The sequence below is a fragment of the Streptomyces sp. NPDC002574 genome (assembly GCF_042889545.1).
Classification (GTDB): domain Bacteria; phylum Actinomycetota; class Actinomycetes; order Streptomycetales; family Streptomycetaceae; genus Actinacidiphila.
In genome coordinates, this window is the sequence record NZ_JBIARB010000001.1 from 450692 (window position 1) to 464793 (window position 14102).

Below are 14102 nucleotides of genomic sequence, written 5' to 3' on the forward strand. Positions count from 1 at the left end.
CGCTGGTTAGGCTCCCGCCATGGGTGACGCGAGGCTGACCGGACAGGTGCTGATCTTCGACGCGGACGACACGCTCTGGGAGAACAACGTCGTCTTCGAGCGGGTGATAGAGGACTTCCTCGACTGGGTCGATCACCCGGTGCTGGACCGGGACCGGATCAGGGAGCTGCTCAACGAGATCGAGGCGGCGAACGCGATCGCCCACGGATACGGCAGCAAGGTGTTCCTGCGCAGCCTCGGCGAGTGCCTGGAGCGGCTGCGGGAGCGGCCGGCGACGCCGGACGAGGCCCGGCGCATCGACGAATTGGCGCTGGCCTTCACGGAGCAGCGCGTGGAACTGATGCCGGGGGTCGCGCGGACCCTCGACGAGCTCGGCGCCCGCCACGAACTGCTGCTGCTCACCAAGGGCGACACCGAGGAGCAGTCCCGCAAGGTCGAGGCGTCGGGGCTGGCCGACCGGTTCCGCGGCGTGCACATCGTCCCGGAGAAGGACGTGGACACCTACCGGGGGCTGATCGCGCGGTACGGCTTCGCGCCGGCGGCGGCGTGGATGATCGGCAACTCCCCCAAGTCCGACATCATCCCCGCCCGGGAGGCGGGGATGAGCGCCGTCTTCATCCCCAACGACAACACCTGGGTGCTGGAGCAGTCCGAGATCGACCCGGCCGACGGGCGGGTGCTGCGGCTGGCGGCCTTCCCCGAACTGCTCCGGCACTTCTAGGTGCCCCCGAACGTGTGATCAGTCGAAGATCGGGCCCTGGTCGCGGGTCCGCTTGATCTCGTAGAAGCCGGGGGTCGACGCGACGAGCAGCGTGCCGTCCCACAGACGGGCCGCGGCCTCGCCCTTGGGGCTGGGGGTGACGACCGGGCCGAAGAAGGCGATCTGCTCGCCGTCGGCGCCGGGGACCGCGATGACCGGGGTGCCGACGTCCTGGCCGACCTTGGAGATGCCCTCCTGGTGGGAGGCGCGCAGCTCGGTGTCGTAGGCGTCGCTGTCCGCGAAGTCGGCGAGCTCCACGGGCAGGCCCACCTCCTCCAGGGCCGCGACGATGACCTCGCGGCCCGCGTGGCCCAGACCCTGCTTGTGGATGCGGGTGCCCAGGGCGGTGTAAAGGGGGCCGAGCACCTTGTTGCCGTGCTTCTGCTCGGCGGCGATGCAGACGCGGACCGGGCCCCAGGCCGTGGTCAGGAACTCGCGGTACTGCTCGGGGAGCTCGTCACGGCCCTCGTTGAGCACCGCCAGGCTCATCACGTGCCACCGCACCTCGACGGGGCGCACCTTCTCCACCTCCAGCATCCAGCGGGAGGTCATCCACGCCCAGGGGCAGGCGGGGTCGAACCAGAAGTCCGCCGGGGTCGGGGTGGTTGTGGTCTCGGTCACGTTCGTCTCCTCGGGGCATGACACATCGACACGGGGTCCTGAGCGGGGAACACCCCCGGTCCCATGCCCATTCCCCATCGCTGCCGCCAGGGGCGACGTGCGAAGATGCGGGGCGTCCACAAGACGGACACCACGATGGCGTGCGAAGGATGGAGACCCCGTGCCCGGTGAGAACCTCACGCGTGACGAGGCCCGCGAGCGGGCCCGGCTGCTCGCCGTGGACGGCTACGAGGTCGCGCTCGACCTCCGGTCGGCGGTCCGGGCGGAGGAGCCGTCCTACCGTTCGGTGACCACGATCCGCTTCCGCTGCGCCGAGCCGGGCACGGCGAGCTTCGCCGACCTGGTGGCGCCCTCGGTCACGTCGGTGGTGCTCAACGGCCGCGAGCTGGACCCGGCGGAGGTCTTCGACGGGGCGCGGATCGCGCTGCCGGAGCTGGCCGCCGACAACGTGCTGGTCGTGGACGCGCAGTGCGCGTACAGCCGCACCGGCGAGGGCCTGCACCGCTTCTTCGACCCCGAGGACGGCGAGGTCTACCTCTATACGCAGTACGAGCCGGCCGACGCCCGCCGCGTCTTCGCGAACTTCGAGCAGCCCGACCTGAAGGCGCCCTTCACCTTCTCCGTGACCGCCCCGGAGTCCTGGCTGGTGCTGGGCAACGAGCGGGTCACCGGCACCTCGGACGACGGGCTGACCCGGCACTTCGCACCGACCCGGCCGATCTCGACGTACATCACGGCGGTCGTCGCCGGGCCGTACCACATGGTGCACGACACCTACCGGCGCACCCTGGCGGACGGCACCGAGCTGGAGATCCCGCTGGGCGCGCTGTGCCGCAAGGGCCTGGCCCGGCACTTCGAGGCCGAGGAGATCTTCACCGTCACCCGGCAGGGCCTGGACTTCTTCCACGACCACTTCGACTACCCGTACCCCTTCGGGAAGTACGACCAGGCCTTCGTGCCGGAGTACAACATCGGCGCCATGGAGAACCCGGGCCTGGTCACCTTCCGCGAGGAGTACGTCTTCCGCGGCAAGGTCACCCGGGCGTCGTACGAGGGGCGGGCCAACGTCATCCTGCACGAGATGGCGCACATGTGGTTCGGCGACCTGGTCACCATGAAGTGGTGGGACGACCTGTGGCTCAAGGAGTCGTTCGCCGACTTCATGGGCGCGTTCTCGCTCGTGGAGGCGACCCGCTACAAGGACGGCTGGATCACCTTCGCCAACCGGCGCAAGGCGTGGGCCTACCGTGCCGACCAGCTGCCGTCCACGCACCCGGTCACGGCCGACATCCGCGACCTGGAGGACGCCAAGCTCAACTTCGACGGCATCACGTACGCCAAGGGCGCCTCGGTGCTCAAGCAGCTGGTCGCCTACGCGGGCCGGGACGCCTTCCTGGAGGGCGCCCGGCGCTACTTCAAACGGCACGCGTACGGCAACACCGAACTCGGCGACCTGCTGTCGGTGCTGGCAGAGACCTCGGGGCGCGACATGGCCGAGTGGTCCCGCGCCTGGCTGCAGACCGCGGGCGTCAACTCGCTGACGCCGCAGGTGACCTACGACGGCGAGGGCCGCGTCGCGGAGCTCGCCGTGGTGCAGGAGGCGGCGGCCTCGCACCCGCAGCTGCGGCCGCACCGCGTCGCGGTCGGGCTCTACCGCCGCACCGCCGGCGGCACTCTGGAGCGCTACGCGCGCGCCGAGGCCGACGTCGCCGGGCCGCGCAGCGTCGTGGCCGAGCTGGCGGGGGTCGAGCGCCCCGACCTCGTCCTGGTCAACGACGAGGACCTGACGTACTGCAAGATCCGCTTCGACGAGGACTCGCTGGCCACCGTCCGGGAGCACCTGGGCGAGCTCGCCGACCCCATGGCGCGGGCGCTGGCCTGGTCCGCGGTGTGGAACATGACGCGCGACGGGCTCATGCCCGCCCGTGACTACCTCGGCCTGGTGCTGCGGTTCGCGGGCGCCGAGACCGACATCGGCGTGCTGCAGGGCCTGCACCTGCAGGCCCGTACCGCCTTGCACGACTACGCGGCGCCGCAGTGGCGCGAGGAGGGGTTGCGCGCCCTGGAGCAGGGCGCCCTGCGCGAGCTGCGCGCGGCCGAGCCCGGCAGCGGGCACCAGCTCGCCTGGGCCCGTTTCCACGCCTCGGTCGCCTCCGGCGAGGCCGGGACGGCGTTCCTGCGCGCGCTCCTGGACGGCACGGAGAAGATCGACGGGCTGGAGGTCGACCAGGAACTGCGCTGGACGTTCCTGGAGTCGCTGGCCGCGGGCGGCGCCGCCGACGAGGCCGTCATCGCCGCCGAGCTCTCCCGCGACGACACCGCCTCCGGGAAGCGGCACCAGGTGCGGTGCCTGGCGGCCCGCCCGTCAGCGGCGGTCAAGGCGCAGGCCTGGGCGGCGGTCGTGGAGTCCGACACGCTGTCAAACGCCCTGGTCGAGGCGACCATCGCGGGCTTCGAGCAGGCGGGGCAGCGCGAGCTGCTGGCGCCGTACTCCGAGAAGTACTTCGCCGTCATCGAGCGGATCTGGGCGGAGCGGTCGATCGAGATCGCCATGGCCGTGGTCCGGGGCCTCTTCCCGCATCTGCAGGACCGTGCGGAGACGGCCGATGCCGCGGCGGCCTGGCTGGACGCACACACCGACGCCGCCCCGGCCCTGCGGCGGCTGGTCGCCGAGTGCCGCGACGACCTGGCGCGGGCGCTGCGCGCTCAGGCACGCGACGCGGCGGCCGGCGCGGACGCCTGATCCCGGCGCGTGCGGGGGGTGCGCCGCCGGCGGGCGGCGCACCCCCGCACGCGTACCCGTACACCCCCGCACCCCCGCGAACACACGTCCGGTCACCCCAACGGCGTACCGTCCACCGCCCGGGGACCCCCCGGTGCCCCGGGTACCGCGATGCCAAATGCGCAGGCCGCCCGGGCCGGTACACCCGGATAGGTGAAATCCGCCCTTCGGCAACCGAACGTCTGAACTTTAGTGCGGGGATGTCCGCATTTGTCGACGGAACGGTAACAGCGGTTAGCCCGCCCCCAGGGAGCGGGAATTGACCCGACATGAACCACAACACCCCCCTCAGCCCCCGCCCCCTCGACCACCCCTCCCGTAAGCGGCCGGCGGTACTGACCGCGCGTCAGCTGCGCGAGCACGGCGTCACCCCCGCCACGCTCTCCGAGCGCTGCGGCCCGAACGGCCCGTGGCAGGAGGTGCTGCCCAAGGTCTACGTACTGCACCCCGGACCCCCCACCAGCGAGGAGCGGCTGTTCGCGGCGCTGCTCTACGCGGACGGCGAGGCGATGGTGACCGGCCTGGCAGCGCTCGCCCTGCACCGGTTCTCCTCCGTGCCGCCGCTGCTCGGGCTGGAGCGGATCGACCTGCTGGTGGCCCGTCAGCGCAAGGTGCGTGCCGCGGGGGACGTGGGCTTCGTGCGGACGCAGACCCCGCCGCGCCCGCACCTGGTGGGCGGCATCCCCTGCGCACCGGTGCAGCGGGCGCTGGCCGACGCGGTGGCGGAGCTGGAGGACGCGGAGACGGTGCGCCTGGTGATGACCGAGGCGGTGCGCGGCGGGCACTGCGAGGCCACGTCCATCGTCAGGGAACTGAGCCGCGCCCGGCTGCTGTCGCGGCCGCACGTCGTCGAGGCCGTGGACGCGCTGCTCGCCGAGGGCAGGGCGATCGCCGAGAGCCGGCTGTACGACATGGTGCGCTGCTTCGGCCTGCCGGACCCGGTGTGGAACGTGGACCTGCGCCTGCCCGGCGGCCCGCACCTGGGCGGCGTGGACGCCTACTGGCCCGAGCACGCGGTCGCCGTCGAGATCGACGCACGCGCCCCGCGCCAGGACGAGGACGCCCTGTGGTCGGAGTACGCCCGCAAGCGCGAGCACCTGGAGCGGCTCGGCATCACGGTCGTGCACATCACGCCGAAGAAGCTGCGCGAGGCGCTGGAGCAGCAGGCGGCCGTGGTCCGCACCGCGCTGATGGCCTCGGTGGACCGCAACCCGGCCTCGTACGTGGTGGTGCTCCCCCGCTGAGCCCGGCCCGGCCCGGCCGGGCTCGGCGCTTCCGGGGGCATGGCAGGACAACTCGCGGTGGGGCGCGGCGGACTCCACCGGGGTGCGGTGCAGTGACGGACGGTCGGCGTGGGAGGCGTGGAGACCTCCCGGAGAGCCGTGGGGGACGGTCCGGTTCGAAGGGCGGTGGCAGGACGCGGTGCCGGGGAGGTTCGGGCCGAAGAAGCCGAACCCCCGCAGCCGTGCGGGCCACCGGAGTCGGGGGCATGTGACCGCCGCTCGTGACGAGACCGAGCGGCGTGCCGTGGGGCGGACCTGCCGTGCAGGATCAGCCAGGCGGGGCGGTCGAGGGTGACGGGGCCAGTACGGGCATCCATAGCGGGATCGGCGGCGGCGGGAGTGGCCGACGGCGCAACACAAACGGAACGGCCGGCACCGATCCCCGGACATCGACCGGCCGTATGCGCGCTGGTCATCCGGGACGGGGCGGCCGGGAGCGAACCGCTCATCAGCTGTTCACCAACCGCCTTGCATGACACGGGCGTTCAGGGACCGGGCCACGGGCGCACGGGCGACGACATGGACCGGGTTGGGGCGTTGTGCGGCATTCACGGCCGTCCGCAACTTGACGCATTCGCGTCATGGCAGACCTGCGCCATCTCCGGCACTCCCCAACAACCCGGCACATGGACCACTGTGTCCGTCAACTGGCGCCCAAATCTTGAACAAGGATGCCCATGTCTCGTGAACACATACGCGGGGAGAGACGCGTCCGCATCGCGCTCGCCGCGGGCCTCGTCGCCGCTCTGACCGTGACCGGAATATCCGCCTCCACCGCTTTCGCCGACCAGGGGGGTGACCCCGCCGACGCCGCGGTGAAGACCGCCGGCGACAAGCTCGGATCCGCCGACGCGGAACTCCTCGCCAAGGCCAAGGCCGCAGGCGACAAGAACGTCACGATGATGATCGCCACCAAGGCGGGTTCCACCGAACAGATCTCGGACGAGATCGACGCCCTCAAGGGCGCCTCGGTGGACCGGACGTACGACAAGCTCGGCTACGTCCGCGCCACGGTCCCGACCGGCAGGGCCGACGCCGCCATCGCGGCGGCTCAGGAGCTCTCCTCCGTACAGGCTGTCGACCTGAAGCAGGAGATCAAGCTCGACGACCCGACCCCGTCGGGCGACGCCGCCAAGAGCGCCGCGAAGAAGTCCACGGCCGCCACCTACCCGGGCCCGGACGCCAACACCCCGGCGGTCAACCCGTACCAGCCCGCCTGGGAGACCGGCGCGGCCGACTTCGTCCGCAAGCACCCCGAGGCCGACGGCCGCGGCGTCACCATCGGCATCCTCGACTCGGGTGTCGACCTCGGCCACCCGGCCCTTCAGAAGACCACCACCGGCGAGCGCAAGATCGTCGACTGGGTCACCGCGACCGACCCGATCCTGGACGCCGACGCCACGTGGCGCCGGATGACCAACGGGCCGACCGTCACCGTGGGCACCAGGACCTGGACCGCCCCCAACCCCTCGCAGCAGGTCACGGTGTTCCGCGAGTCGGCCACCATCGGCGGCGACATGGCCGGCGACCTCAACCGGGACGGCGACACCACCGACCTGTGGGGCGTGCTCTACGACCCGGCGGCGGGCACCGTGCGCGTGGACCTCAACGACAACGGCAACTTCGGTGACGACACCCCGATGAAGCCGTACAAGGACGGCTTCCAGGTCGGGTACTTCGGCACCGACAACCCCGCCACGGCCATCTCCGAGCGGATCCCCTTCGTGGTGGAGATCCGCAAGGACGTCCCGACGGACCCGTACGGCGGCGACTGGATCGGCAAGAAGGCCGACTTCGTCAACATCGGCGTCATCCAGTCCGAGCACGGCACGCACGTCGCCGGCATCACCTCCGCCAACGGCCTGTTCGGCGGCAAGATGATCGGCGCGGCGCCGGGCGCGAAGATCGTCTCCTCACGCGCCTGCTCCTGGTCCGGCGGCTGCACCAACATCGCGCTGACCGAGGGCATGATCGACCTGGTCGTCAACCGCGGTGTGGACATCGTCAACATGTCCATCGGCGGCCTGCCCGCGCTGAACGACGGCAACAACGTCCGCGCCCAGCTGTACACCCGCCTGATCGACGACTACGGCGTCCAGCTGGTCATCTCGGCCGGCAACAGCGGCCCCGGGCTCAACACCATCGGCGACCCCGGCCTGGCCGACAAGGTCATCAGCGTCGGTGCGACGATCTCCAAGGAGACCTGGGCGGCCAACTACGGCTCGCAGGTCACCAAGGACTACGACATGATGCCGTTCTCCTCGCGCGGCCCGCGTGAGGACGGCGGCATCGCGCCGGTCATCTCGGCCCCGGGTGCCTCCATCAACACCATCCCGACCTGGGAGCCCGGCGCCCCCGTCGCCGAGGCGGGCTACAGCCTGCCGCCCGGCTACGGAATGCTCCAGGGCACCTCGATGGCCTCCCCGCAGGCCGCCGGCGCCTCCGCGCTGCTGCTGTCCGCCGCCAAGGACGCCGGCATCGATCTGACCCCGGTGAAGCTGCGGACCGCGCTGATCAGCACCGCGAAGAAGATCAAGGACGTCCAGGCCTACGCCCAGGGCGCCGGCCTGCTCGACGTGGACCGCGCCTGGCACCTGATCAAGACCGGTGCCGACGCCAACACCTACACCGTCAAGGCCCCGGTCTCCACCGCCCTGTCGCAGTTCCTGGCGACCCCGGGCTACGGCACCGGCGTCTACGACCGTGAGACCGGCCTGAAGGCGAACCAGAGCAAGACGTACGACGTCACGCTCACCCGCACCTCCGGCCCGGACCGCACGATCCGCCACGACCTGCACTGGCTGAACGACGACAGCACCTGGCGGTTCCCCGGCGACGACACCGTCGACCTGCCGCTGAACAAGCCGGTCACCGTCCAGATCACCGCCAAGCCGCACACGGCCGGCGCGCACAGCGCGATCCTCGAGGTCGACGACCCGTCGACGCGCGGTGTCGACCAGCAGATCCTCAACACGGTCGTGGTCGCCACGCCGCAGGCCAAGCCGGGCTACGCGTTCACCGCGTCCGACACGGTCCAGCGCAACAGCACCACCTCGTACTTCGTGACCGTGCCCGAGGGCGCCAAGTCGCTCGAGGTCAAGATGAGCGGTCTCGCGGCGGGCAGCCAGACCCGCTTCATCGCCATCAACCCGTGGGGCGTCCCGGTGGACGACACCTCCACGCCGTCCTGCTACCCGAACTACAACAACCCGGCCAACACCTGCCGCCCCGACCTGCGTTCCTACGCGGAGCCGATGCCGGGCGTCTGGGAGTTCGAGGTCGAGGCCCGGCGCACCTCGCCGCTGCTCGACAACCCGTACACCCTCACCGCGACCGCGCTCGGCGTCTCCTTCGACCCCGAGGTGCAGACCGTCGACGAAGCCACCGTCGGCACCCCCGCGGCGGTCTCGTGGAAGGTCACCAACGGCTTCGCCGCCGTACAGGGCAAGCTGAAGGGCGGCGCGCTCGGCTCGGCCGAGGCGACCCGTCCGTCGATCAGTGAGGGCCAGGTCACCACCTCGCAGGTCGTCGTGCCGGCGGGCGCCACCCGTCTCGACGTGGCGATCGGCAGCACCGCGGACACCGGTGCCGACCTGGACCTGTACGTCTACCGGGACGGCGTCGAGGTCGGCCGCTCCGCGGACGGCGACTCCGAGGAGGCGGTCAGCCTCGCCAACCCGGCGGCCGGCACCTACACCGTCCAGGTGGAGGGCTTCTCCGTCCCGTCCGGCAGCACCGCGTACGACTACCGCGACGTCTTCTACTCGGCGTCGCTCGGCTCGGTCGTCGTCGACGAGGCGGCGAACGTGCCGCTGGCCAACGGCGCCTCGGCGAACGTCACCGCGAACGTGCTGGTGGCCGCCCCCGCGCCCGAGGGACGTCAGTTCTTCGGCGAGGTCCAGCTGCTCAACGCCAACGGCACTCCCGCGGGCACCGGCAGCGTCATCATCGGCAAGGTGAACGCGGGCTAGTCCGCGCGACCTTGCGCACGATCCGGGGCGGGTGCTGGAACGGGCACCCGCCCCGGCCTTGTGCCTAGGCTGGGGCGGGTGACCGCACCCCATGAGCTGACGATGCTGGAGCAGGCCGCCGCGGTACGCCGCGGGGAAATCTCGCCGGTCGAGCTGACGACCCACCACCTGGAGCGGATCGAGCGGATCGACCCCGCGCTCGGGGCGTATCTGACGGTCACCCCCGAGCGGGCGCTGGCGTCCGCCCGGGACGCGGAACGGCTGCTGCTCGCGGGCGGCGAACCACCGCCGCTGCTCGGGGTCCCGGTACCGGTCAAGGACCTCACCCCGGTGGCGGGCGTCCGCTTCACCTCCGGCTCCGCGGTCTTCGCCGACCGCGTCGCCCAGCAGGACGCGCACCTGGTGACGCTGCTGCGGGACGCCGGCACCGTGATGACCGGCAAGACCAACACCCCCGAGTTCGGACTGCCCGCCTACACCGAGGGCCGCGCGGGACCGCCCGCCCGCACCCCGTACGACCTCACGCGGGGCGCAGGCGGCAGCAGCGGCGGCGCGGCGGCCGCCGTGGCCGCGGGCCTCGCGGCGGCCGCGCACGGCAGCGACGGCGGCGGCTCCATCCGCATCCCCGCGAGCTGCTGCGGAGTCGTCGGGCTCAAGCCGAGCCGCGGCCGCGTGAGCCCAGCGCCCTGGGGCGACGTCAGCGGACTGGCCGTGAACGGCCCCATCGCGCGCACGGTGCGCGACGCCGCCGCGCTCCTGGACGTGCTCTCCGTGCCGGCCCCCGGCGACCCCTTCCCCCTGCCGGTGCCCGAGCGGACCTTCCTGCGGTGGTGCGACCACGAACCGCGCCGGCTGCGCATCGCCCGCTGGGCCCGGCCGGACGTCGCCGGGGTCACCGTCGATCCGGAGGTACTGGCCGCGTACGAGCGGACCTCGGCGCTGCTGGAGAGCCTGGGGCACGAGGTCGTCGACGTCCCCCAGCCGCTGGCGCCCGGCGACCGGGACGCGTTCACCCCGGTCTGGTCGGTACTGGCCGCGCTCACGCCCGTCGCCCCGGAGCGCGAGGGCGAACTGCTCCCGCTCACCCGGTGGTTGCGCGCCCAGGGGCAGGACGTCGGCGGCCTCGACTACGCGCGGACCCTCGGCGCGATGCAGGCCGTGGGCCGCGCCCTGGCGCGGGCCGTCCACCCCTACGACGCCGTCCTCACCCCGACCCTGGCCCAGCTCCCGGCGCCCGTCGGCGCCCTGCGCGACGACACCGACCCCGAGGCCGACTTCGCCGCGCAACTGGCCTTCACGCCCTTCACCGCCCCCTGGAACATCGCGGGGCTGCCGGCGGTGTCGCTCCCGCTGGGGTGGAGCGCGGCGGGCCTGCCCATCGGCATGATGCTCGCCGCGCGCCACGGTGCGGAGGGGCCCCTCCTCGCGCTCGCGGCCCAACTCGAGGCGGCGGCCCCCTGGCGCGACCATTCCCCGCCCGCCCTCCCGTGTGCCCTGTGAAGTCAGGTGCCCCGGCGCGCGTGTGGTCCTGGGCCGAGTTCGGGGCCTCCGGGGCTGGCCATTCTGGACAGCACATTTAGGTGCCTCAGGCGCTCTCTCTTGATCACCCCGGGTCATGCACCCAAATATGCTCCACAGTCCAGAACACCCACCCTCCCCCAGCCTCCGGCCGGGGGTGCCCCCACCACCCCCGCCCCCTCCGTTTCGTATCGCGCCTGATCCCCGGAGGGGGGTAGAGACGGGACCGTGCACGGGCCACCCGTCGGCGCAGCGCCGTCCAAGTGCCCAGCCGTCACCGCCGACAACACCCCCACCGGCCGTCACGTCGCGACACAGCATGAGGGGGTATGGCGGAGACTGCCCGCTGGGGGAGCGACGAGCGGTGACTGCGGGGCCCGATGCCGGACGATGTGGGGCCAAACCGCGAGCCCCGTGGGGGCACCTCCCAGCGGTAGCTGGGGGAGGGCTCCGGCGCGGCACCGACCCCATACGAACAGAGCGCAGGCGGTCACTTATCGCGCCGGGCGCCCGGGCGGGAGGGCGGGGAAAAACCTCCCCGCACAGCAAGCGCAGCGCAGCGCACCCGCACGGAGGGCGACTGCACCGCCACGCAGTGGGTATGGCTGAGGCTGTCGCCCTGTTCCGACAACGCCCGGGAGGGCACCCCGATGACCGATGCTGCCGAGCGGGACAGACTTGCCGTGCTGCACGGCGTGGCTCCGACGTACCGCCCCTCGGCCGACCGTGAGGTGCGGGTGCCGGACGGGACGGTGGTCGAGGTGCTGGCCGCGCTCGGGGTGGACGCCTCGACGCCCGCGGCGGTGCGGGACGCCCTGGCGGATCACGAGCAGCGGGCGGGGCAGCGGCTGCTGCCCCGGAACGTCGTGGTGCGGGCCGGGCGCGCGGCGGGCCTGGTGCTGCCGGACGGCACGGACCTGCGGGTGGAGACCGAGGACGGCGCCGAGACCGGCTGGGACGGTCAGGCGCCGCTGCCGGTCGGCCGGCACGCACTGCGCGCGCGGACCCCGGACGGCCGCACGGCGTCCGCACAACTGGTCGTGGCGCCGGACCGGCTGCCGGGGCCGCCGGAGCGGGTGTACGGCTTCATGGCGCAGCTGTACTCCGTGCTGTCGACGCGTTCGTGGGGCATGGGCGACCTCGGTGACCTCGCCGACCTCGCGGCGTGGACGGGGCGGGCGCTGCACGCGGGTTTCCTGCAGGTCAACCCGTTGCACGTGGCCGTGCCGGGGCGGCCGACCGATCCGTCGCCGTACCGGCCGTCCTCACGACGCTTTCCGGACCCGGTGTACCTGCGGGTGGAGGAGATCCCGGAGTACGCCCATCTGGACGCCGAGGACCGCGAGCGCGCCGCGGACCTGCTGCGCAGGGCGGCCGTGCTGCGCGACTCGGTGCTGCTCAAGGACGCGCTCATCGACCGTGACGCGGTGTGGGAGCTCAAGCGCGAGGCGCTGGCGCTGGTCCGCAAGGTGCCGCTGTCGCCGGGCCGCCGGGCGGCGTACGGGGACTTCCTGGCCGAGCAGGGGCAGGCGCTGGACGACCACGCGACGTGGTCGATGCTGGCCGAACTGCACGGCCCCGACTGGCGGTCCTGGCCGGCCGGGCTGCGCGACCCGCGGTCGGGGCAGGTCGCCCGGCAGCGCGGGCAGCGACTGGACCAGGTGGACTTCCACTGCTGGCTGGCCTGGCTGACCGACAGTCAGCTGGGGGCGGCCCAGCGGGCCGCGCGCGATGCCGGGATGGCCGTGGGCATCGTGCACGACCTCGCGGTGGGCGCGCACCCCTCCGGCTCGGACGCCTGGGCGCTGCAGGACGCCCTCGCCCGCGGCATGTCCGTGGGCGCCCCACCGGACGCGTTCAACGCCCGCGGCCAGGACTGGGGGCTGCCGCCGTGGCGCCCCGACGCGCTCGCGGCCACGGGGTACGCGCCGTACCGCGATCTGCTGCGCGGTGTGCTGCGGCACGCGGGCGGGCTGCGCATCGACCATGTGATGGGCCTGTTCCGGCTGTGGTGGGTGCCGGAGGGCAGGCCCCCGACCGAGGGCACGTACGTGCGCTACGACGCCGGGGCCATGCTCGGCATCCTCGCCCTGGAGGCGCACCGCGCGGGCGCGGTCGTCATAGGGGAGGACCTGGGCACGGTGGAGCCCGGCGTACGGGAGGAGCTCGCGGACCGGGGCATCCTCGGCACGTCGGTGCTCTGGTTCGAACGGGACTGGGAGGGCGCGGCCGCGGCGGGCGGGCACGGGCACGCCCGGCCGTTGCCCCCGGCGGAATGGCGGGCGGACGTGCTGGCCACCGTGACCACGCACGACCTGCCGACCACGGCCGCGCGGCTGACCGGCGAGCACGTCGGACTGCGGCACCGGCTGGGGCTGCTGACGCGGTCGCTGGAGGAGGAGCAGTCCGCCGACGCGGTCGACGTCGCGGAATGGCTGGCGCTGCTCGGGCGGCTCGGTCTGCTGCCCGAGGGCACGCGGGACGAGGAGTCCGTGGTCAAGGCGCTGCACCGCTTCCTGGCCAGGACGCCGGCGCGGATGGTCGGGGTGTGGCTGCCCGACGGCGTCGGCGACCGCCGTCCGCAGAACCTGCCCGGCACCTGGGACGAGTACCCCAACTGGCGGCTGCCGATCGCCGACGCGGAGGGCCGCCCCCTGACCCTGGAGCAGCTGGCCGCCTCGCCGCGGTTGCACGCCCTCGCCCACGAGGTGCGCACGGCGATGGAGGCGACGGATGCCCCGTAGCACCCGTGAAGGCCACCCCGGGCGCGCGGGGTACGGGAGCGTTCGCTACTTTGAGACCGTGGACAAGCTCAACAAGAACGCCCTGCGCGCCGGTGCCGTCTCGGCCACCACGGCGCTGATGCTGCTCGTGTCGTCCCCCGCGTTCGCCAACAGCGTGGACGACGGCTCGGACCCGGGTCCGGGGCTGAGCGTGATCGAGACCCTGGGCCTGTTCCTGGGCATCCCGATCCTGGCCTTCCTCGTCATCGCGGGCCTGGTCACCATGACCGACAAGTCCCGCAAGCCGCAGGCCTGACGGGCCTCTCCCCCGACCGACCGCACGGGCCGGGCCGCGGTACCGCCGCGGCCCGTTCCGGCGTTCCCGGACGCGGCCCGTGCCGTGCCGTACAGGTTCCCCCGAACGGTCGAGCGTCGCCGGGGCCC

General features: G+C 72.9%; 8 protein-coding genes. 7 read left to right on the forward strand and 1 reads right to left on the reverse strand.

Annotated features, from left to right (window positions below):
- Positions 1–19 precede the first annotated feature (19 nt).
- Positions 20–721, forward strand: a complete 702-nt coding sequence (locus ACFYXS_RS02145) for an HAD family hydrolase (RefSeq protein WP_389242801.1) — start codon at positions 20–22, stop codon at positions 719–721.
- 18 nt (positions 722–739) lie between these two features.
- Here ACFYXS_RS02145 and ACFYXS_RS02150 read toward each other — a convergent pair whose 3' ends face one another.
- Positions 740–1381 carry a DsbA family protein gene (locus tag ACFYXS_RS02150; protein ID WP_389242803.1) on the reverse strand — a complete coding sequence of 214 codons (642 nt, stop codon included), beginning with the start codon at positions 1379–1381 and terminating at the stop codon, positions 740–742.
- A gap of 160 nt (positions 1382–1541) precedes the next feature.
- Between ACFYXS_RS02150 and pepN the strand changes: the two genes are divergently transcribed.
- The 6 genes from pepN to ACFYXS_RS02180 all read left to right on the forward strand — a co-directional run bounded on the left by pepN (position 1542) and on the right by ACFYXS_RS02180 (position 13974).
- Complete coding sequence (gene pepN, locus ACFYXS_RS02155) at positions 1542–4124, forward strand: aminopeptidase N (protein WP_389242805.1); 2583 nt, start codon at positions 1542–1544, stop codon at positions 4122–4124.
- A 308-nt stretch (positions 4125–4432) separates the two neighbouring features.
- Positions 4433–5407, forward strand: coding sequence for a hypothetical protein (locus tag ACFYXS_RS02160; protein WP_319661367.1), 975 nt, complete (start codon positions 4433–4435; stop codon positions 5405–5407).
- A gap of 716 nt (positions 5408–6123) precedes the next feature.
- On the forward strand, positions 6124–9417 hold the full coding sequence (locus ACFYXS_RS02165; protein ID WP_389242808.1) for a S8 family serine peptidase: 3294 nt from the start codon (positions 6124–6126) through the stop codon (positions 9415–9417).
- 78 nt (positions 9418–9495) lie between these two features.
- Complete coding sequence (locus ACFYXS_RS02170; RefSeq protein ID WP_389242810.1) at positions 9496–10917, forward strand: amidase; 1422 nt, start codon at positions 9496–9498, stop codon at positions 10915–10917.
- A gap of 668 nt (positions 10918–11585) precedes the next feature.
- Positions 11586–13679 (forward strand): 4-alpha-glucanotransferase, encoded by a 2094-nt coding sequence (malQ, locus tag ACFYXS_RS02175; protein WP_389242812.1) that lies wholly within the window; start codon positions 11586–11588, stop codon positions 13677–13679.
- 58 nt (positions 13680–13737) lie between these two features.
- A complete protein-coding gene (locus ACFYXS_RS02180; protein WP_389243530.1) occupies positions 13738–13974 on the forward strand; it encodes a hypothetical protein in 237 nt (78 codons plus the stop codon).
- Positions 13975–14102 lie beyond the last annotated feature (128 nt).